At 35.3% G+C, this 20,531-nt stretch carries 15 protein-coding genes and 2 pseudogenes; 6 read left to right on the top strand and 11 right to left on the bottom strand.

Translation table 11 applies throughout. The features are described from left to right. The first annotated feature begins 240 nt into the window (after positions 1 to 240). The 3 genes from ACP6PK_RS02015 to ACP6PK_RS02005 all read left to right on the top strand — a co-directional run bounded on the left by ACP6PK_RS02015 (position 241) and on the right by ACP6PK_RS02005 (position 3,185). Positions 241 to 2,139, top strand: a complete 1,899-nt coding sequence (locus tag ACP6PK_RS02015; RefSeq protein ID WP_426557317.1) for an ApeA N-terminal domain 1-containing protein — start codon at positions 241 to 243, stop codon at positions 2,137 to 2,139. A 1-nt stretch (position 2,140) separates the two neighbouring features. Next, positions 2,141 to 2,512, top strand: coding sequence for a hypothetical protein (locus ACP6PK_RS02010; RefSeq protein WP_426557315.1), 372 nt, complete (start codon positions 2,141 to 2,143; stop codon positions 2,510 to 2,512). Between the two features lie 124 nt (positions 2,513 to 2,636). Continuing rightward, on the top strand, positions 2,637 to 3,185 hold the full coding sequence (locus ACP6PK_RS02005; protein ID WP_426557313.1) for a Uma2 family endonuclease: 549 nt from the start codon (positions 2,637 to 2,639) through the stop codon (positions 3,183 to 3,185). 103 nt (positions 3,186 to 3,288) lie between these two features. On the opposite strand, the gene ACP6PK_RS02000 is transcribed toward ACP6PK_RS02005, so the two are convergent. Together ACP6PK_RS02000 and ACP6PK_RS01995 are read right to left on the bottom strand one after the other, a co-directional pair. Further along, the gene (locus ACP6PK_RS02000) at positions 3,289 to 4,095 is read right to left on the bottom strand and encodes a putative nucleotide-diphospho-sugar transferase (RefSeq protein WP_426557311.1); all 807 of its coding nucleotides are present in this window, start codon (positions 4,093 to 4,095) and stop codon (positions 3,289 to 3,291) included. Positions 4,096 to 4,281: 186 nt separating this feature from the next. Beyond that, complete coding sequence (locus tag ACP6PK_RS01995) at positions 4,282 to 4,986, bottom strand: sulfotransferase (RefSeq protein WP_426557309.1); 705 nt, start codon at positions 4,984 to 4,986, stop codon at positions 4,282 to 4,284. A gap of 378 nt (positions 4,987 to 5,364) precedes the next feature. Between ACP6PK_RS01995 and ACP6PK_RS01990 the strand changes: the two genes are divergently transcribed. Beyond that, entirely contained in the window at positions 5,365 to 6,204 is an 840-nt protein-coding gene (locus ACP6PK_RS01990; RefSeq protein WP_426557307.1) for a transglutaminase-like domain-containing protein, read from the top strand. Between the two features lie 713 nt (positions 6,205 to 6,917). On the opposite strand, the gene prfB is transcribed toward ACP6PK_RS01990, so the two are convergent. Together prfB and ACP6PK_RS01980 are read right to left on the bottom strand one after the other, a co-directional pair. Then, a protein-coding gene (gene prfB / locus ACP6PK_RS01985) for a peptide chain release factor 2 (RefSeq protein ID WP_426557305.1) occupies positions 6,918 to 8,040 on the bottom strand; the annotation gives its coding sequence in 2 pieces (ribosomal slippage) (positions 6,918 to 7,967 and positions 7,969 to 8,040; 1,122 coding nt in all). 287 nt (positions 8,041 to 8,327) lie between these two features. Continuing rightward, positions 8,328 to 9,062, bottom strand: a complete 735-nt coding sequence (locus ACP6PK_RS01980) for a Bax inhibitor-1/YccA family protein (RefSeq protein ID WP_426557303.1) — start codon at positions 9,060 to 9,062, stop codon at positions 8,328 to 8,330. A gap of 620 nt (positions 9,063 to 9,682) precedes the next feature. On the opposite strand from ACP6PK_RS01980, the gene ACP6PK_RS01975 reads away from it, so the two are divergent. Continuing rightward, a complete protein-coding gene (locus ACP6PK_RS01975; RefSeq protein ID WP_426557301.1) occupies positions 9,683 to 10,330 on the top strand; it encodes a PEP-CTERM sorting domain-containing protein in 648 nt (215 codons plus the stop codon). A gap of 649 nt (positions 10,331 to 10,979) precedes the next feature. On the opposite strand, the gene ACP6PK_RS01970 is transcribed toward ACP6PK_RS01975, so the two are convergent. From ACP6PK_RS01970 to ACP6PK_RS01940, 7 genes and pseudogenes are all read right to left on the bottom strand, one after another. Next, positions 10,980 to 11,705 carry a pentapeptide repeat-containing protein gene (locus tag ACP6PK_RS01970; RefSeq protein WP_426557299.1) on the bottom strand — a complete coding sequence of 242 codons (726 nt, stop codon included), beginning with the start codon at positions 11,703 to 11,705 and terminating at the stop codon, positions 10,980 to 10,982. Positions 11,706 to 12,005: 300 nt separating this feature from the next. Beyond that, positions 12,006 to 14,615, bottom strand: a complete 2,610-nt coding sequence (locus ACP6PK_RS01965; RefSeq protein ID WP_426557297.1) for a GAF domain-containing protein — start codon at positions 14,613 to 14,615, stop codon at positions 12,006 to 12,008. 249 nt (positions 14,616 to 14,864) lie between these two features. After that, positions 14,865 to 15,998 carry a glycosyltransferase family 4 protein gene (locus ACP6PK_RS01960; protein ID WP_426557295.1) on the bottom strand — a complete coding sequence of 378 codons (1,134 nt, stop codon included), beginning with the start codon at positions 15,996 to 15,998 and terminating at the stop codon, positions 14,865 to 14,867. Between the two features lie 222 nt (positions 15,999 to 16,220). Next, a complete protein-coding gene (locus tag ACP6PK_RS01955; protein WP_426557293.1) occupies positions 16,221 to 16,910 on the bottom strand; it encodes a DUF4291 domain-containing protein in 690 nt (229 codons plus the stop codon). 366 nt (positions 16,911 to 17,276) lie between these two features. Then, positions 17,277 to 18,533 carry an NAD-dependent epimerase/dehydratase family protein gene (locus ACP6PK_RS01950; protein WP_426557291.1) on the bottom strand — a complete coding sequence of 419 codons (1,257 nt, stop codon included), beginning with the start codon at positions 18,531 to 18,533 and terminating at the stop codon, positions 17,277 to 17,279. 392 nt (positions 18,534 to 18,925) lie between these two features. After that, positions 18,926 to 19,135, bottom strand: coding sequence for a hypothetical protein (locus ACP6PK_RS01945; RefSeq protein WP_426557289.1), 210 nt, complete (start codon positions 19,133 to 19,135; stop codon positions 18,926 to 18,928). Then, positions 19,104 to 19,487 (bottom strand): annotated as a pseudogene (locus tag ACP6PK_RS01940) (CpcT/CpeT family chromophore lyase). The gene ACP6PK_RS01945 and the pseudogene ACP6PK_RS01940 overlap by 32 nt, the downstream one beginning before the upstream one ends. Positions 19,488 to 20,188: 701 nt before the next feature. Here ACP6PK_RS01940 and ACP6PK_RS01935 point away from each other — a divergent pair. Continuing rightward, positions 20,189 to 20,531: pseudogene (locus tag ACP6PK_RS01935) on the top strand (collagen-like protein); the annotation flags it as partial.

Genomic DNA, 20,531 nt, shown 5'->3' with positions numbered 1-20,531 from the left:
AACCCCTCTCCTGCGAGGAGAGGGGAGAATATTTCTTGAAGCAAAATTTGTAGGGTGCGTTAGACGACTAAAATTTAGAATGTGAAAAGTATTTAGCAATTCGTCGTAACGCACCATTGAATATGTGTCGGTCAAGTCCCTTAATTAATGTTATTATTTAAGCTATGCCCGAAATTAAAAAATAGGGCATAGTTTTAAAAAATTAAGTCTTACTAATAGTTATTAATTACAGGTTTAAAAATGGAAAATATAGAATATTCAGGATATTGGTGGTTGCCGTCAGATCCAGATAAAAAAATAGCTGGTACTCTGACATTTACAAATGATGAAGGAATTAAACTTCAACTAATGGATTCATTTCTCCAACTGATAGTAGGCTCATTTACTAGAGAATTGGTATCAACTACTGGAGAATTGAAATCAACTCCTGATGTTCCAATTATTTTAGGATTTGCAGATAGAAATATTATTACTCTTTGTGATTCTACTATTTTTTCAAGTGAATTATATTATTCAAAGTTTGCTTTGATTGGCAGATACTTTACTAAGCCAGATGAACTATTGTTTAATCAAGCTAGAGTAGAGTATAGTTATCTATCTGACTGGGCTGACTTACCTCGTATTAGAGAAGAAACTAAATTACCATATCAGGATAAAGAAGAAGAATTAAGATTTATATATACTCGTCCTGAAACGATTGAAGGAACTACAAAAGATGGAAAATTTTCTCTTGATTATAGTTACTCCAATAAACATTTTGTAAATATTGACTTTAAGCAATTTGCATCATTCATCATTCAACCCAATGAAGAACTTTCATTTAAAAATTTTCACTCTAAATTCATACATCCTCTGAATAATTTTATAACTTTTGCAACTGATAGAACTAACTGCATTACTGAATTAAAACTTTATTCCCGTCACGGTCATCTTCTACACAGAGTAAATAGTCGTGACATTCTAGACGAAATTCCTATAGAAGCTATCTATCAAACTATATACCCTGAAAGAAAAAAAACAGATAAATTACTTATTAAACCTAAGATGCTTTTTTCTTTATCTGATATTAAAATTAAGAGTGATTTTTCCTCAATTCTGGAAAAATGGTTTGATTCTTGGGAAAAATTAGATAGTATTTTTAATTTATTCTTCAGTATCAGATACAAACCAGATATGTACTTAGAAAATAAATTTATTAATCTTGTCCAAGCTGCAGAATCTTATCATCGTCGTCGAATAAACAGACAAATTTTGCCAGATGATGAATATAAAAAGCGTCGAAAAGCAGTTTTAGATAGTCTAGATAGTCTTTCTGATGAGTATAAACAATGGGCAAAAGAAAAACTTCAGCTTAAGAATGATCCAGGCTTAAAACAAAGGTTGATAGATTTAACTGAATTAATACCAGAAGTAACCAATCAATTAATTAATGATAAAGAATCGTTTTCTGCTAAAATTACAGCAACGAGAAACGATTTTGTTCACGATAATAAAACTAAAGATAAAAAATCAGCTAAATTAGAAGAATTACCTGATTTAATAGAATTACTTTCTTTCATTTTGCAAGCTTGCTTTTTGATGGAACTAGGTTTTAATTCAGAGGAATGTCACCAATTACTTAACAGAAATGATCGATATCAAGAGAAAGTCGAGATAATCAGCTCTAAAAGGAGAATAAATTATATGAAAAATGCCCTTGATATAGCCCGCTATTTTTTATGTCGTGTTGACAGAGAAGCAGGGGATACAATCTCTCCTCTAAAACTACAAAAACTTGTATATTATGCACAAGCTTGGAGTTTAGTATTTAGAAATAAACCTCTGTTTTTTCAAGATATTGAAGCCTGGGTTTACGGACATGTTATTCGTGATGTTTGGAATGAATATAAATCTTACAACTATCGAGATATTCCTGCACCAGACGAATTAGAAATAGAATTTGAAAAAGATGAAATAGAAGTTCTTGAGGAAGTATGGAATACTTATGGAGAATTAAGCGCTAGATACCTAAAAGAATTAACACATTCAGAACCTCCTTGGCTAAATGCAAGAAAAGATTTAGAACCTGCTCAACCATCGAATAATATTATTTCTCAAGACGATATGAAAGCTTTCTATTCGGAGATGGTGGAGGCTTAAGTTGAGCAGAAAAAATAGAATAAAAAATCTTCCAGGAAAAAATAAAGGCAGACAAATTCCTGCTCAAGCAACCCCACCATTAGAAAGTAGTACCGACAATGAAAATCCTAGCTTTAGATTTACATACACAGATAAAAATCGTTGGATTTTGTCTGATTGGAATTCCTCAGAAATTAATGACTTAATTCAAGGACTAAAGAAAATAGAAAAATATACCTGGGCGCAGATAAAAACTCACGGTTCCAAAAAACGTGCTTCATCAGTTGGAACAGGTTATAAATTAATTAGTAGTCATCCATCTTTACCAGAAAATATACCGGAAGATATTAAATTGTCAGAAATGAGAATAGATGAAAAAAAGCGAATTTTTTGATTTCGGGTAGATGCAGTTTATTATATAGTTTTGTTTGATAGAGACCATTCTGTTTGCCCTGAATAATTGAACAATTAACATCAAAAAATGACATAATATTTGTATTGGGAAATAATTAATAACCATGCCAAATCTAACAATAAAAGACCTAGAAAAATTAACAACCGAACACCCAGACCATCAAATGGAATTAGTAGGAGGAAAAATTATCGTTATGAGTCCTTCAGGTTTAGAATCAGATGAAATAGCAGCAATGATTATTAATCTATTATTAAACTGGGTTCGACCTCGAAAATTAGGCAGAGTAACAGCTTCCAGTGCAGGTTTTCGTTTACCAAATGCAGATGGAGATGTTCGCGCTCCTGATGCTGCTTTTATTCGTGGCGATCGCCTCCCCCAGACTACGGAAAATTATGCCGAAATATTACCTGACCTAATTTTTGAAGTTAAATCTAAAACTGACTCTGTAACCAAACTTCAAGAAAAAATTCAACAGTTTCTAACTTATGGCACGACTGTAGGAGTATTAGTAGATCCCCGCAGTCGCACAATGGAAGTTTATCGCCTTAATACTGAGAAAATTGTGCTTAGGGATGGAGATGTTTTACAAGTTCCAGAATTGTTACCAGGGTGGGAATTACCTGTCGCTGAGGTCTGGGCACAAGAATTTTAAGATCGGTTACAGCGACCTTAGTTGTGAAATAGTCTGTCAGTTTCAAAACCCAGTTTCTTCAAGAAACCGGGTTGATAGTTTTCTAATTTGAGATTTAGTTCATTTAAAGCTTTAAATACTCCTTTATTTTATCAGTTATAAGTGATAATTGATATTCCCATCCCTGTTTCTTTTTAATAGTTCTTTTTTGTATTGGCAACCAGCATCGATGTTGCCGACCTGGTAATCTATTAAGTTCGTTTTTTATAACTTCATAATTCCTATGTCTACCATGGATAATTTTTACAGAATCCTTCAAAGTAAAAAAGAAAGGAGTCCTTGCATTCCAAGCATGAGATAGAACATACATTTTACAATTAGATTCTAACCAAGCTTCTATAAAAGAAGTTTGATCGTTTTCCTTTCCTACAGTTTTATTAATAATTTTTGATTCATATATTTCTAACCATCTTTGAAAAAACAACTCATTATTCGAGCTTTTTTTAAAAAGAATAACTCCCGTATTATATGTTTCACAAGCAGCTAATACTTTGTTAGTTTTAGGCAATCTGGCTTTATGAGGATCTGTGGGGTCTGGAGCAACAGCCATATCAAAAAAATCTAGAGTTTCAAATATTTCTTGACAATCATCACAGAAATATGTATCTGTATCAATAAACAAAGTTTTTTCGTAGGGAGATCCATGATAAATATGCCTGACTTTATACAACAAACCTTCCTGAAAATGTTTAATATCTGCAGGACGAATAACTACTTCATCAAACAGTGAATTGTTAATGTTTTTATCAGTTACCAGAGTAATATGAGCCTTTGCATTTAGTTTTTTCAGGCTTGTAGCAGAGACAATTGCTTCTTTCATGTACTTGTCTCCAGTAGCAATATAAAGATAACCTATTTCGTGATTATTCATAATTATAACTTAATAAATTGTTGATTGATAATTATCGCTATCTTTTTCATAGTATCAAAATATTTTCCAATTATAATAAATTGGGTAGTCCTCTATATGTAGTGATAATTCAATATAAATGATTATTTCTTGAAATTAATCTATAGGCTTCGATATTCCACAATACTAGGCTAACAAACACTATAATTATTTTAAATCTTTTCCTAATTTTTTTACCAAAGAATTTAGTAATATTTTTCTCTGACGAAATTCGTAGGATACTCTTTCATCAAAAGTAGTAGTAGTTCTTTTGTTGCTATGAGGATATTCTAATTGAGTAGCAGGAACTTGCAAAAAATCACAAATTTCTTTGGTACCAAAACCTTTTTCCATATCTAAAATTAGTAAATCTTTGGGACGAGATTCAAAATACCTCAAGACATCTGTATGAAAATCAGCAAATTTATGTTCTAATATTCTTTTTCTAAATGTCTTAGTTCCTAAGAAAATATGATGATATATATGTACTTTTATAGACCAGTTCCATTTTACCTTTCCGTGTTCAAATAACCATTGCATACTGTCAAGCCATGAATCAAGAGACCTTGTAGTTAATATAAACTTACTATTAGGAAAATTTCTATCTAAATCTTTATATATTAGGGGAATAGGACTATCACCAAAACCTACATATTTATTCAGAAATAGATTATTTAGGTTAAGGTCTAGTTGAAATGGCAAATCCTTGGTTTTCAATCCAATCATGTTCAAAACTAGAAGGGTATAGTTTGTATTTTGAAATATTTCAAATGGAAAATGCTTGGTTGCCAATCCAATCATATTCAAAAATTTACAGAGTGAAGTTGTTCCTGTTCGAGGTAAGCCAATGCAAAATATTTTTTCTTGTACCATGATTATTTTCTCTAACTTTAATGAAAATGATGGTTTCTAATTTAAGTTAAGATATCATTATACATTACGATACAGGTATTACTCAAAGTTAATTTAAAGTTTTATATAAATCATAAAAAAAATTTTAAATTTATATAATAGTTGAAAATCCAGGAGAATAAAACTCATGAAAAATGTCCTTAATATCCCTCGTTACTTCTTATGTAATTTTGACAGAAAAGCATGGTACACAATAAACTTGGTTCATCAGTTGGAACCAGTTAAAATTAATTAGTAGTCATCTACCTTTACCAGAAAATATACCGAAAGACATTAAATTATCAGACAGTTTTAGAGTCAGAAGAAGTAGTAATAAAAATACCAAAGCAGTAAAGTACCATGAAAAAATTTCAACTTGGTTGTCAACTTAATTACACTATTTATCAACCTATGACTATATTATTTAATATTCAAGTAGTTAATAATAAATGTCAAAATATTTTACAAGAAAAACTATATCTTAATCCATCTTTATATAGAGATGAATATATTACTAGCACTGAAAAAAATAGATTTATTCGAGTTAATGCCCTTACTGGAAAAATTGAAATTTCTTATCAAGCAACCGTAAAATTATTTCACTATTATGCCAACAACAATAATATTCCAGAAGTTCCACCTGCTAATTTACCTGTAGAAACAATTCCTTATCTTTATCCTAGTCGTTATTGTCAGTCTGATTTGTTATTTGGTTTAGCCGAATCAGAGTTTGGAAATTTAAACCCTGGTTATTCTAGAGTTATGATGATTTGTGACTGGATTTATGACAAAGTAAAATATTTATCTGGCAGTACAAACTCCCAAACTTCAGCTTTTGATACTGCTAGAGAAAGGACAGGAGTTTGTCGTGATTTTGCTCATTTAGGTATTGCTTTTTGTCGAGCATTAAATATTCCTGCTCGTTTTGTTTCTGCTTATGCTTATAATCTTAATCCTCCAGATTTTCATGCTTGTTTTGAAGCTTATTTAGGTAATCGTTGGTATTTGTTCGACCCGACTAAATTAGTACCACTTACAGGTATTATTAGAATTAGTACAGGTCGGGATGCTACTGATGTTTCTTTTGCAACTTTATTTGGCACATTTGAAATGAATTATCAACATTTATTCGTAGAAGATATTTCTGATTTTAAAGATCATCACAACGTAGAGGATTTTGAGGCGATCGCTATTTATTGAATAATATCATGTCCGCTTGAATAGTTATAAATAAGAAGGGAGGAGTCAGGAGTCGTAGGGGCGTTTTCCTGACGGAATGCTCCGCAAACATGTCGCTCCGCGAAACGGCCGTTAGCTTCGCATAACTATCGTTAACGCCCGTACAGTCCTCAGGAGATTAAGAAATACTCAGAGGGGAAACAAGTAGAATCTAGGCTCCCATCTCCCCACACTTCCCACACTTCCCACACTCCTAATCTATAAGATCCCAAATGGGTTCTATAAGGTGGTAGTAGACCGATACATATTCAATGGTGCGTTACGACAGATTTTTAAATGGCTTTCACAGTCTAAATTTTAGCAGTAAATACGCACCCTACTGGACTGAGACAGCTAAAACTGTGCATTAGTGAGTAGGGGAGTGGGGTCGGAGGTAGGGACGTTGCATGCAACGTCCCTACGGGAGCAAAATTTTTGTTGGGTTACTCCTGCGGAGAAGCAAGCTACGTTCCATGCTTTGCTTTGCTTTGCTTCGCAATGCTAACGCAAACGCAACGCTAAAGCGAACGCAATGCTAACGCAAATGCAATGCTAACGCAAACAACCCAACCTACATCTATTGCACCATTTAAGGTGTATCACTGCACTACAAGTTTTGCTTGGCTATCCAACAATTGAATATTGACAGACTATTACAGACTGCTTAATAGCTTTGAGTCAAGCTGAAAGCTAAATTAAGCTGACTGACTTTCTACCATTTGATTTTCCTGACGTAGATAAGCTTCAATAAATTGATCTAACTCACCATTCATCACATCTGTAATGGCAGTAGTTTCTTTCTGAGTCCGTAAATCTTTAACCATTTGATAAGGATGGAAAACATAGTTACGAATCTGATTTCCCCAAGCTGCTTCTACCATATCACCCCGGATTTCTCCAATTTCTTGAGCGCGTTGCTCTTGAGCAATTATCAGTAACCTAGCTTTGAGTAATGCCAAAGCTTTCTCCTTATTTTGTAACTGACTCCGCTCTTGGGTACAACGCACAGCAAGACCTGTGGGAACATGAACTACTCGCACCGCTGTTTCTACTTTATTCACGTTTTGACCGCCCTTACCACCAGAACGAGAAGTGGTAATTTCCAAATCCTTCTCTGGAATATCCAACTCTACAGACTGATCTAATATAGGCATCACTTCCACACCAGCAAAACTGGTTTGTCGTTTCCCATTAGCATTAAAAGGTGAAATTCTGACTAAGCGATGAGTACCTTTTTCTGCCTTCAAATAACCATAGGCATAACGACCAACAATTTCTAAAGTTGCAGACTTAATACCTGCTTCGTCTCCCTCAGAAATTTCGGCTAACTGCACCTTATATTTATGCTCTTCTCCCCACCGGGTATACATCCGCAGCAACATTTCTGCCCAATCTTGAGCATCTGTACCCCCTGCACCAGCATTAATAGTTACAACTGCTCCATTTTGGTCATACAAACCAGATAATAATTGCTGTAACTCCCATTGATCTAACTCGCGGTTGAGATTAGAAATTGTCACATTCGCTTCTTCCAGCAAAGATTCATCTGTTTCTAGTTCCAATAACTCAACGATCGCCCTAGTATCTTCCAGATTATTTTGCCATTGTTGATATTGCTGGAGATGGGATTTTAGATCGTTAAGTTCTTGCAGAGTATTTTGTGCCGTCGTTTGGTCATCCCAAAATTCTGGTTGAGCAGCAATTTGTTCTAAATCTTCGATTTTTGCTTTAAGTGCGGGAATGTCAAAGATAGTCCTGGGTTGTTCCCAGGCGAGAGGACAAATTTTCTATTTCTCGTTTAATGTCTAATACTTCCATGGCGATCGCCTCCTAATCAAAAAAGTCTTAGTTTGTAGCACAGGCATCTTGCCTGTGAGAAGTCTACCTCATGCTCTTCGGAAATCCTCTGTATCAACATTTAGTAGGGGTGGGTTCCAGTTGAAATTAATCATACCAACATTTGATTAAATGAACCCGCCCCGTCACCCCATCATCTAAAATCGTGTCTACAGGCTGGAAGCCTGTGCTACCAGGGAAGGAAAATACCAAAAGCAGGGGTTTGGTCACCAAACCCCTACCCATCAACTATTTACTGCTATTAATACCTAGTCGCGACCACCACCACTAATCGCAATTATTAGTCGCAGAATAAAGATAAATAGGTTGATATAGGTTAAATACATTGAGAGAGCTGCGGGAATATACTGATCGTCCCTATAAGTACGGGGCAAAATGTAAAAATCTACTACTGCAGCACCAGCAAATAAAAATACACCAATGCCAGAAATAGCTATTTCTAACCAACCTGCTGTATAAATACCAAAAAAGCTACAAATAACTTGGCCGACAACTGCCACTAATAGAGCCATTATGCCGAGGCTAACAGTTTTTGTTAAGGCCATGCCATCTTCTTCAGACAAATTTGAGCCTATTTGACGAGCTGCAATAAAGGTGACACCACAACCCAGGGCAGCAAAACCTACTCCCCCAATACCTACACCTTGGGTACTTAAAGCTACAAATACTAAACCACTCAGAGTATATCCGGATAGCAGGCTATAAGTAGCTAATAAAGGTAGGGCTACATTGTTATTGCCTTTTTCCGCAATTCCACGGGCAACAAAAAATAGGACTAATTCTGCGATGAGGGCTATCCAGAATGTAGTCATAAATATACCTGGGTTAGAAGTTAAGACTCCTAGGCCACCAAATGTACCTACTGCTGTAAGAACTAGGCCCCCCCCTACAAAAGGTAAAGCATTGGCAATGACATTGGGGCCAACTAAGGATTGGCCTTGGGCTTCACGCATTGCTTGACGGAAATTACTGGTATTAGCCATGATAGTTTCTCTTCGTTAATCAAAAAGGATTTCTATATATATATATTGTGACACCTGAGTGGATTTTGTGCCCATACCAGATTACCGACTATTTGTAAATGAGTTTGTACATACTTTGCCATAACTTCATCTTAGCCACAAAAGTCTGCTTTCATTCAGTATAAATCCCTGGGTAACATTACTTGATTTTCCGGTACAATCGGTAGAATTGTGCTTGAAAATCTATATAAATCCTTTTTTCTTCATTTTCCATACATATAGCGTAGGTGTGAGATAGTAATGGGCTTATGAGATAGTAATGGGCTTAATAGTAAATACCTGGTTGAATGTAAAAAAAATTACAGCTTATGCTAAAAATATCTCTGGTGAAACACCATTGAATTGAGTGAAATTCCAGCAGATTTTCTTAAAGATTCGGTAAAGACTTGGAAAAAGACTTGCAATGCTTAAGTAAGGTTAGCTAGTTTATATTCATGAGGGCAAGAGAAGTTCACAAACCGCTAAAACTACGGAGAAGAACTAAAGCTTCTACCTAGAATAACGGGTAAAGAAACTAAGTATTAACCTCATAATTACTGAGTAAAAATCTACATAACTAATTATCATTAGGATTCTTCAAAATGAAAAACCAAATCTTTGCTTCCATCGCTGCTATTCCTTTCGCTGTAGGTGCTTTATTTGCTGGTACTGGCGCTGCTGAAGCTGTTGCAGGTAGCCTTGCCTTTAGTAATGGTGCTGATAATTGGTTTAGTGAAGTAACACCAGGAGTAGGGGATACTTTTGATATCGAGTTTAATCCTTATGATCTTAACTTTGTTACTACCCAAAATGGCTTTTTTCTGCCTGAATTTGATGGTAGCCCCGTCCAAGGTGTAGCAGCTTATGTAGCAGAATTTGAATATGTTAGCTCCAGTGGTTCCGAGTTTACATACGCACTCACCAACGACCTAGTTTTTGCCTATGATAATGGAGTAAGCGTTACTTGGGGAGCTGGTGCTGAGTTTATGGGTATGTTCAACGGTCCGGACTCTATAGAATTTATGCTGGCTGAAGGTCAAGGTATATTGGCAAAAGTTGACGGTATAGAAGAGACTGGTTTCTCAGTTATTGCTGAAACACTTCAATTTTCAGACACTGCGGCGATAGGTGGTGGTACATATAATGCACAAGTCGATCTAGATGTTCGTGTTCCTGAACCAACTGCATTATTTGGTCTTGGTGTAGTTGCGACAGGTTTAGTTGCTAGCCGTCGCAAGAAAAGCTCCTAAGCAAAAATCTGGTGATAGGGTGAGCGATCGCCCATCTCTAACTAATAATACTGAAGATTAGTGAGAGAATAAAAAGTCAAGAAAAAATAGGCGATCGCATTATCCTTGCCTAATGTAGCTCAATCTAGATTTATAGTTATCAGGAATTTTACCATTAACTCTAAATTAGACTTTAGGATCTACTATTTTTGAAAAAAATATTCTATAATCCTAGTTTTAGTAAATTTTGAAAATCATCTAAAATTGGCAGCTTATTATAAACACTTGTTAGCGATCTCCTACCTATGCGATCGTAAACTAACGAAATATTTAGAGAGCGGTTCAGTGAGAACTATATGGCTTTTACCTCAAGGTTTTCAGTTAAACCCGCCCCCACATTTTTTTTAACATTAATTAGTAGGGACGTTCCATGGAGCGTCCCTACTGGCTTTTATTCATGGCGATGTGATTCATCAATTCTAGTAGGGGCGGGTTTTACCTAGAATTTTCATCCTTACTCCAAGATTTAGATAAACCCGCCCTAATGATAAACAAACCCAATATTTAGGGGGCGGGTTTTGCTCACTAATTGCACTTAGATTCAGCTTTCCTGTTAAACCCGCCCCTACAATTTTTTTAACCCTGGGTTTTTTTTAACGTTATAGAATTTTTATTCCACTTCAGGAATTACTTTTGGCGTAGCACATTCTATAAAATTAGTGATTAAACATACACTCGGACTTATGCTTGTACCACGCAAGTTAACTCCTTCTAAATTAGCTCCACTGAGATTAGCAAGAGCGATATTTGTTTCCATTAATTTTGCTTTAGTCAGGTTAGCATTAGAAAAATCTGCATCTTTCAAATTTGCTTGATGCAGATTAGCATTGAAAAGATTAGATTCACTCAAATCTGCATTTTCTAAGTTAGCTCGAAACCAATATGATTGACGTAAATTTGCATTAGATAAATTAGCTCCACTAGCAAGAGATTCAATCAAATTTGCTTGAAATAGATTAGCATTTTCTAAATTTGCTTTTGTCAGATAAGCTCTAGATAAATTAGCATGACCTAAATAAGCATCTGTTAAATCTGCACCTCGAAGATCCGCATCATTCATTGTTGCTTTCTGGAGGTTAGCATTAGAAAGATTGGCATCAGCAAGAATAGTCACTGCTAGGTTAGCTCCAGACAAATTTGCTCCTTCGAGATTTGCTCCTGCTAGGTCAGCTCCAATCAAGTTAGCATTAGATAAGTTGGCTCTACTGAGGTCACATCCTGGACATTCATTAGTTTCTAATAGTCTTCTGATAGCTGCTCGGTTGGCTGCTTTTGCTGAGTTTATCCAGCAAATTTGGGAGAAAATAATGATAATTGCCAATATTGTTAGTTTCATATTTAGTATTTGAGGTAATAAGGAACAAAAAATATATCTCAGTAGTAAATATACAAATAATTTTGGGCGTTGCTGAATTAAGGGATGAATATTAAGTGGGGTGGGACAGGCATCCTGCCTGTTCCTGCCTGTCCGAAAATATCAGGAACGGGCAAGATGCCCATTCCACAAAACTATTAAAATCATCCCCCATTTATGCAAAGCCCAGTTATTAGTTATAGCAGGGAACAGGGAAAAGTTGGAAAAACATTGATAATTAGAGATAGTTTTCATTATCAATTATCCATTATCAATTATCAATTATTTAGTTGTCATAGTATAACTACCATCCCAATCATTTGGTGGTGGAGTTTTTATATAGTCAAGCGATCGCTCAATATGTATAGCAACTGCTTCATCTTCTGGTCTGATTTTTTGTGCTGTCTCAAAATAATTAATTGCCTCGGCAAATTTCTTTTCTGTATAAGCTTGTCTAGCTTTAATATAAAGTTCTAAAAACTCTTCTGTTTCCAGGTCAATAGGTTGAGAAATTGCACCAATTAATTCATATATACTCACAGCTTTTTGTTTACCTTTAACTTTAACTTTATCTAACTCTCTGACCAAAATTTGATCTCTACAAAGTTCATAAGTAAACTCACTCAAAATAATATCACAACCATATTGTTTAGTAATTGATTCTAGACGGGAACTCAAATTTACACCATCACCAATTACTGTATAATCCATTCTTTTTTGGGAACCAATATTACCAGAAACTACTTCTCCTGAACTAATACCAATACCTATTTTAAATTGTGTTTCATCAGGACGAGATAAATTAAATTCCCGGAGACGATGACGCATATCTAAAGCAGTTTTTACAGCCATCAAAGCATGATTTTCTAAAGCTAATGGTGCGCCAAAAACTGCCATTAAAGCATCCCCAATAAATTTATCTAGAGTTCCTTCATGGTCAAATACTGCCTCTACCATTGTCTCAAAATATTGATTCAAAAGTTTAACTACTTCAGACGCTTCTAGATTTTCTGTAATAGTTGTATAACCTCTAATATCAGAAAATAAAATAGTTACTTCTTTACGTTCTCCTTCAAGTAAAGCATCTTCACCTAATGCCATTACTTGTTCTGCTACCCCTGGTGTCATGTAGCGATACATAGCATTTTTCATGCGTTTTTCTTGACTAATATCTTCTAAAACTACTAACCCTCCACGCACGCCACCTTCAGGATTTGTCAATGGATTAACTGTTAAATTCACACTCCGTTCAAAGACTTGATCTATTTCTGATATATCTATTGATTTACTAATATTTTTGTGATTTTTGTGATTATTTTGAATCTGATTTTCCTGGATATTTGTTGATATGTTTTCTCCCCAAGGAAAATAAATATTGGGATTTTTTAGGTCTGGAACTGCTAAGATGTGGATTAGTTCTTCTTCCTCTTCCTGCTCTTTGTTAATAAATGAACCTACTCGTAAATTTTGTTCTGGAACATATTGTCTAGTACCATTATTTAGACTGTCTTCTACCCGGAACTTTAGGTTTTCAATTGGTATAACTTCCCATAGATATTTACCAACCAGTTTTTCCTCCCAAATTTGCCCACTTGTTTTACCTTTAACTTCATGTCTAATAGGGCAACCCAACATTTCTAAAGCTGCTTCATTAATAGTCACAATTCTACCTTGCATATCTGTAGAAATTACAACATCAGACAAACTTTGTAGAATATCTTTCTGATATTGTTTTTCTACTAAAACATTTTCAAACAATTGAGAATTTTGGAGAGCAATACCTGCTTGAGCATTAAAAGCTAATAAAAATTGTTCATCTGAAGCAGTAAAACTACCTTGATTCTTATTAATTAATTGAGTTACCCCAATTAATTCACCTTTAGCATTGTACACAGGCATACACAGAATATTTCTTGTTTTATAACCTGTTTTTTGGTCTGTACTAGGGTCAAAACGAGGATCTATATAAGCATCAGGAATATTCAGAGTTTGTCCCGTAGAAGCAACATAACCAGCTATACCACGATTTGCTGGAATTCTAATTTCCACCATTTCTTTTCTATCCGCTGTTGCTACCTTAGTCCAAAGTTCATTTGTCTCTTTACTAAGTAAAAACAATGTGCTACGGTCTGCCTGCATTAGATTACGGGCTTGGTCCATTACAGCTCTTAAAGTTGTTTCCAAGTCTAGACTTTGACCTAAAGTTGTGGTAGCCTTAAGTAGTGCCGATACTCCTCGTTGATTCCGAGCTGCAACATAAAAAGATTGACAACTTTCGAGAATAATCCCCATTGAATCAGCAAAAGAGCGGAATAGTTGCTCATCTTCTTCATTGAAGTGGACATCATCTGCTTTATTCAGTAGTCGTACCACTGCTACTGGTTGGTGAGAGTTAGTGGTACTAAAAATTGGCATACAAAGAATAGTACGGGTATCATAACCTGGAGGTTGGTCTACCTCTTCATTAAATAGTGGGTGACTCTTAGCATCGGCAATGTTTAGTGCTTCTCCTGTAGTAGCTACATGACCTAAAATACCTACATTAATTGGTAAGTTGCACTCTTGAGATATACCTGTGTTTTCAACTATTGTTTTGTACCAAAGTTGTTTTTTTTCTTGGTTAACCAAGAAAATACTTGTTTGATCTGCTTTCAGGACTTGACCAATTTTTACAGTAAAGGCATCTAATAGTTGTTCTAGTAGAGTTTCAACACCTTCATTATTAATTAAGTCTATAGCCCGGAGATATTGATGAAACTCTGCAGTAATAAAGTCCAGCAGACAAACAAACTCTCCTACTGGCAAATCCTTGACACGACTTGCCAGTAGACCCATACTATTAACTTGAGTCAATGTTGCGAGTATACTGCCTGCAGCATTAGAGAATGTCATTTCGACTTCTTTTTGTTAAAGTTAAATGGCTCCAACTTAAGTTTATTTTGCTTTGCTTAAATTTTTCAACCTAAAGTAGTACACTGACACACCTTAAATAGTGCATTAGATTGAATTCAAAAGTCAAAAGTCAAAAGTCAAAAGTAAGAATTTTCCAGTTAAAATCTATTGCACAGTTTTAGCTGTGTCAGTCCAGTAGCATGGTTAGTTTAGCAAAAAAAAAGGTTTAAAACCTTTTTTTTTATATTTTTAAGCTGCTGACAACATGGAATAGGATGAGATAATTTTTTTATAATAGTTTCTTAATTGTTGAGTCGCTGCTGACCATCCCCAACGTTCGGCTTCAGCTCTGGCATTTTTTCGTAGACTTTCTCGTTCTTCTGAGCGGGCTAAAAGGTTTTGAGTTGCTGTAATGGCTCCTTTTTCATCACCCGGATCGAATAGATAACCATTTATTCCATCTGTAACAATATCAGGAATGCCTCCTGAATTGGCAGCTACTACTGGGGTACCGGCGGCCATTGCTTCTAAAAGTACCAGTCCTAAAGTTTCGGTACGAGAAGGAAATATAAAAGCATCCGCAGAAGCATAAGCAGAGGCCAATTCTTGACCACGCAAATATCCCACAAAGTGAGTAGGAGTATTGGCAAAATGTTCTTCTAGGGTTTGTCTGTTAGGGCCATCACCTACCAGGGCTAGGTAAGCATTAGGGATGGCTTCCAGGATGGGTTTAATACGCTCAATTTCTTTTTCTGCACCTAAACGGCCAACATATAGCAATATTGTACTATCGGGGTTTCCTTGACTGAGGCGATCGCGCATTTCCCGACTTGCATGGTGGGGTTGAAATAATTCTGTATCTACTCCCCGCTGCCATAAGTCCACTCGTTCAATGCCGTGGTTCCTTAGTTCTTCTACCATTGCTGTAGAGGTACAAAGATTTAGGTCTGCTTGGTTATGGCCTGATTTAAGTAATTCCCAAAGTAAGCCTTCGAGCATTCCTAAACCATAGTGATGTAGGTATTGAGGCAGGTGAGTATGATAAGATGCCACGAGTGGAATGTTCAGTTTTTTCGCATAGTATAGGCCACCTAAACCTAATACCGCAGGGTTGGCGACGTGAATTATATCTGGCTGAAATTTTTCTAGCTCGTCTCCAATGGTGGGAGTTGGTATTGCTAATTTTAATTCTGGGTATAGGGGTAGAGGAAAACCGTCAATGCCACAAATTTTTGATCCTTTATATTCTGTAAGTCCTCCTTCTGGAGAAAATATTAGCACTTGGTCGCCTGCACGTTGTAGATGTTCAACAGTGTGACATAGACGGGTAACTATACCATCTATTTTTGGTAGAAAGGTTTCGGTAAAAAGGGCTATCTTCATAAATTAATAAATATAAATTTATTAGCTGAAAAAATATTAGCAAGAATCTTGATTTATATAGTAATAAATTTAAGTAGAATGTGATAAATTTTTTGTGTTGCGTATCTCAATTTATAAATTAGCTCAAAACTCAGTTATATAAGTAACTTAAGACTTTTTGTGCCTGAAATAATCTAACGTCTTTCTTTCTGACTTGCTATACTTATTACCTATTTGATTTATCTACAATATTGATAATCCTAGTTTGTATATTATCTCAGGATTATTTACTGGATAAACATCTTCTTTTGGTGTAATTAAGTTAATCCATTTACTTGATTCTCTATTACTGCGCTGCTGTCGTACAAATTCTGTAATATATTCTATTTTGATAATCCAATCTCGGCTATAATTATTTAGAGTTTCACCACGCAGTCCTAATTGAATTGCTCGTCGTTCCAATCTACCACCCATGGGGTTATGGTCTGGGTCCCATTGTAGTCTAACAAGCGATCGCTTTAAAGTTTCTTTCCATTCTTCTTGAGAATTATAAATAGTTGGAATAAATTTTGAATCTACCGCATTAGCTAAAATTTCATCAAATGCTGTACGTTTGATAGTTACAGCGAGAATGATTTCTTGCCCTGTTTTTGTTCCCCATCCAGAACGATATATGATCCACAAAAAGTTAGGTTTAATCCAACTCATTCTACTCAGGCTAAATTCACCACCAAAATCACCTTTTAAGGCTGCAAAACGACCTATTTTTGGTTTATATGCTTGATAGACAACTATAGAATTTTCATCAAATTGCGCTAATATATGTTTACCTTTTTCTGGCCAATTACTAACTTGAGTTAAGTAGTTTTCGGTGACTAACTGCATATAACTAAGTCTTAATCTTAAGGTAATTTTATATCTTAGTTTCTGCATTAGAAAAGGTAATAAATAAATCTCTTACCTCTTGCTTTAAGAGTAAGCATTCAGCAGTCAGCTATATTACTTTTAAAGAAGGGAAAAGTAATTGGGAGATTTCCAAATGGTAGAAGTTAAATGAATACTTGCTTCATTTTTAAAACCTTGCCATTAAAAGCAAGGTCTATCAAAAGCTGTTTGCGCAGCATTCCCTAGGAAGAGCTGACCCGTAATAGCTGAATGCTTACCTTTAATATGTAGATAAAACTCAGGTTTAAACTATTATAAAATTGATTATATCAAATTCCAACCACAAGTAAAATTACTACATATACTGAATATAAATTTCTTAAAAAAGATATATTTTTTATTCAGTTTTAGATGTTACTGTACTTGTACAGAATCTAATTCTTTATTGGTTTCCTTAGTTTTGGATACTATTGTATTTTGTGCAGAATCTGATTGTTTAGTTTTTTCTCTATGCCAAGATACTTTAGGTAAAATCTGATTTTTATCCACTCTTTCTTGATACTTAATCGCAAAATTTAGCAAAGAGTCTAATAGAGAATCAGATAGAAAATGAGGTTTTAAACCAAGGTCTAGTAGATTTGTATTTTTAGCATTAAAATAATGCTGCTCTAATTCTACTCTAGGATTATCCAAGTGATTAATCTGTACATCTAAACCCATAGTTTTGCCCGCTGTTTTTACCATTTCTGCTAGTTTTTGAACACTGAACATTTCTGTAAATTGGTTAAACACTCGGAACTTACCTGGTTCAGCGGGATTAGCGATCGCTAGTTCCATGCAACGGACAGTATCTCTAATATCTAAGAAGGCACGAGTTTGTCCACCTGATCCATAAACAGTTAGTGGGTGGCCAATTGCTGCTTGAATACAAAATCTATTGAGGGCTGTACCAAAAACTCCATCATAGTCCAGACGGTTAATCAAAAGTTCGTCTTTGATAATTTCATCATCTAAAAGACCAGTTAGAGCAACACCATATACCACACCTTGATTGAGGTCTGTAGCACGGAGGCCCCATATTTTGCAGGCAAAGTGAATATTGTGGCTATCGTGAACCTTACTTAAATGATAGAAAGACCCTGGTTGTTTCGGATAAGGCAGAGTATCCTTACGTCCGTTATGTTCAATAGTAATATAGCCTTCTTCGATATCTATATTAGGAGTACCATATTCTCCCATCGTTCCCAATTTAACCAAGTGGGCATCTGGAAAATCCTCTTTCATCGCATAGAGAATATTGAGAGTACCAACAACATTATTAACCTGGGTCATAACAGCGTGTTCTCGGTCAATCATAGAAAATGGAGCAGCACGCTGTTCACCAAAGTGGACTATAGATTCTGGTTCAAACTGACGTAGTGTTTTACTAAGGAAGTCGTAGTTGGTGATGTCTCCTATATATAGGTCAATTTTTTTGCCTGTTAGGTCTTTCCAACGTTGGATACGTTTTTGGATAGGGGCAATAGGTGTGAGTGTTTCCACTTGAATTTCCATATCCCAGTGCCGCCGAACCATACTATCTAGGATACCTACTTCATAACCCTTACTAGAAAGATAAAGAGCGGTTGCCCAACCGCAGTAGCCATCGCCACCAATTACTAGGACTTTCATAAATTTACTTTGAATCTTGCTTACTGATATTCGGTTAATGTACCAGGTCTTGGCAATTTTTGACACTCTCTGGTTAAATCAAAGGTTTGTTGCGTACCGAAAGTCCAACCTTAGACCAGGGAAGGTGTCGCATAATTCCACAAGAAAGACATTTAACATGATGTTATTGATTTGCTGAGGCCAAATTAAAGGTTTCATGTCACGCCAGCAAAGAGTCTGAAAATCAAATTGCGAAATTATTTCCTTTCAGATTCAATGGGTAAATCTATGATATGCTTTTTATTTCTAAATGCCTCATGCTCCTAATTTCAACAATATTTTTATACCTATTTTCCAAAAAATCTTTCTACTAAAATTATTATGTGAAACTATAACTTAGAGATTTGTACTTATCAGCTCCAACTATCACTAGCAAAAAACTTAACGTAGCAAAATTTTATGAAATTCGTCTGACAACTTGTGGGTAAGATATACCAACCGATGACAGGGAAATGTCGAATTGTAACTTGATCGGCAAAGGTAGTCCAACAGATAAATTCAAAAAGTCCAGCGATCGCTCCCCATACCTGTTTATCTATGTTCAGGCTCACATTCTGTGTCATGGCTAATAAATTTCTGTTCATCTATCTCAAAGTGACTGTTTAGATAGGTAGTTTTCTCTTTCTGGACTACGGTACAAGCTTTTCCTGGTTCTACCTCACCTCTAAAACTATTACCAGTCCATTTTTTAATAAAAGTACAGCCTGGTAATTTTTTAATTTGTTATTTTTTGAGGTTTTCTAGGCGTTGGGGGTTGCGGGCACCTCCATAAAATTCTTCTTCTTCAATGGCGTAGTTTTCAATATCTATATGTTTTTTTGAAGAGAATAATTTCAGTTTATTGAGGGTAATTTCATCAGCTTGCTCTAGATCAAGGGTAAGTCCATTGAGCAGTTGATATGCAAGTGGACGCATATAGACGCGAATATGGGCAAAAAAAAGGGGTGGGCGATCAAAAGCTTATTCTTGGTTACTGAAGTCAGGAGCTAACCAACGTGCCAAGGTAGCCAAAGTAGTAATGTCTATTGAGTAGGTCATTTTGATTGAGTGTAAATTTAGGATTTCAAGTTCAAAATAAAATTTTAAATTAATTAGTTAAATGTATTGATTTTTTCAGGAGGGAACTTTATAAAAAATCAAACGTCTTTATATTTATTTTTCAGTTTTTTGCTACTTAAATGTTTTTTGAACCGTTATTTTTTGTCATATCTTTAAGTTTTGTATTTTGCATTTTTTTATATAAAGAAAAGTTAAGAATATTTGATGGAATTTATGTGGATAGTAAGTAAACTATTTGGACTAAGAGTAATTATAATCCAGAATGGGATTTGATGGTTTGGTATTCAGGAAACTACTATTAAAAATGGGTTTTAGAGCAAAATTAGTTTTTAAGTTTTTGAATATGGCATCTATTTCAATCTCAGTTAAGTATGAAGAATTTAAAGGTTTTGCTTCATAAAAAATTTAGGTTTATAGAGAGAAAGTATTTGGCCAGTTAAACATTTTTTAACTCATTAGATTTGCCTAGTTTTTTGATAGCTAGATCACAAAATTTTTATTCTCAAAAGTGAAATTCTCACTTATAATCTGGGAAAAATTACTTTCTTGAGAAAGAAATGGATTTAAATTTTTTAGAATCATCTCAAATTTCTCCGTTATTACCAGATTTAACATCAGCGTTTCCTGCAACTCTTGATACTTTGGTACCAACTGGACAACCAGCACAAATACCAGGCGTTGAGTTCGTTCCTGGGCCAGACGTTCCCGTTACTCAATTGGTTGAGGTTCCATTACCCATAATACCTGGTCCTCCCGGTGCAACTGGTCCTGTGGGTCCTGCGGGTTCTCCTGGAGCTACTGGTCCCGTAGGTCCTGTGGGTCCTGCGGGTTCTCCTGGAGCTCCTGGTCCTGTAGGTCCCATTGGTCCTGAAGGTCCTGTAGGTGCAACTGGTGCCCCTG

Origin of the sequence: Dapis hubbardiae BLCC-M172 (genome assembly GCF_050016015.1) — a bacterium.
In the GTDB taxonomy this organism is placed as follows: domain Bacteria; phylum Cyanobacteriota; class Cyanobacteriia; order Cyanobacteriales; family Microcoleaceae; genus Trichodesmium.
The sequence above is the reverse complement of the archived record's forward strand: the minus strand, read 5'-3'. Positions and strand labels throughout refer to the sequence as shown.

What these genes read in the sequence shown, in the direction of transcription:
- ACP6PK_RS02015 (WP_426557317.1), top strand. Translation starts at nt 241, where the DNA reads ATGGAAAATATAGAATATTCAGGATATTGGTGGTTGCCGTCAGATCCA.
- ACP6PK_RS02005 (WP_426557313.1), top strand. Translation starts at nt 2,637, where the DNA reads ATGCCAAATCTAACAATAAAAGACCTAGAAAAATTAACAACCGAACAC.
- ACP6PK_RS02000 (WP_426557311.1), bottom strand. Translation starts at nt 4,095, where the DNA reads ATGAATAATCACGAAATAGGTTATCTTTATATTGCTACTGGAGACAAG.
- ACP6PK_RS01995 (WP_426557309.1), bottom strand. Translation starts at nt 4,986, where the DNA reads ATGGTACAAGAAAAAATATTTTGCATTGGCTTACCTCGAACAGGAACA.
- ACP6PK_RS01990 (WP_426557307.1), top strand. Translation starts at nt 5,365, where the DNA reads ATGAAAAAATTTCAACTTGGTTGTCAACTTAATTACACTATTTATCAA.
- ACP6PK_RS01980 (WP_426557303.1), bottom strand. Translation starts at nt 9,062, where the DNA reads ATGGCTAATACCAGTAATTTCCGTCAAGCAATGCGTGAAGCCCAAGGC.
- ACP6PK_RS01975 (WP_426557301.1), top strand. Translation starts at nt 9,683, where the DNA reads ATGAAAAACCAAATCTTTGCTTCCATCGCTGCTATTCCTTTCGCTGTA.
- ACP6PK_RS01970 (WP_426557299.1), bottom strand. Translation starts at nt 11,705, where the DNA reads ATGAAACTAACAATATTGGCAATTATCATTATTTTCTCCCAAATTTGC.
- ACP6PK_RS01965 (WP_426557297.1), bottom strand. Translation starts at nt 14,615, where the DNA reads ATGACATTCTCTAATGCTGCAGGCAGTATACTCGCAACATTGACTCAA.
- ACP6PK_RS01960 (WP_426557295.1), bottom strand. Translation starts at nt 15,998, where the DNA reads ATGAAGATAGCCCTTTTTACCGAAACCTTTCTACCAAAAATAGATGGT.
- ACP6PK_RS01955 (WP_426557293.1), bottom strand. Translation starts at nt 16,910, where the DNA reads ATGCAGAAACTAAGATATAAAATTACCTTAAGATTAAGACTTAGTTAT.
- ACP6PK_RS01950 (WP_426557291.1), bottom strand. Translation starts at nt 18,533, where the DNA reads ATGAAAGTCCTAGTAATTGGTGGCGATGGCTACTGCGGTTGGGCAACC.
- ACP6PK_RS01945 (WP_426557289.1), bottom strand. Translation starts at nt 19,135, where the DNA reads ATGACACAGAATGTGAGCCTGAACATAGATAAACAGGTATGGGGAGCG.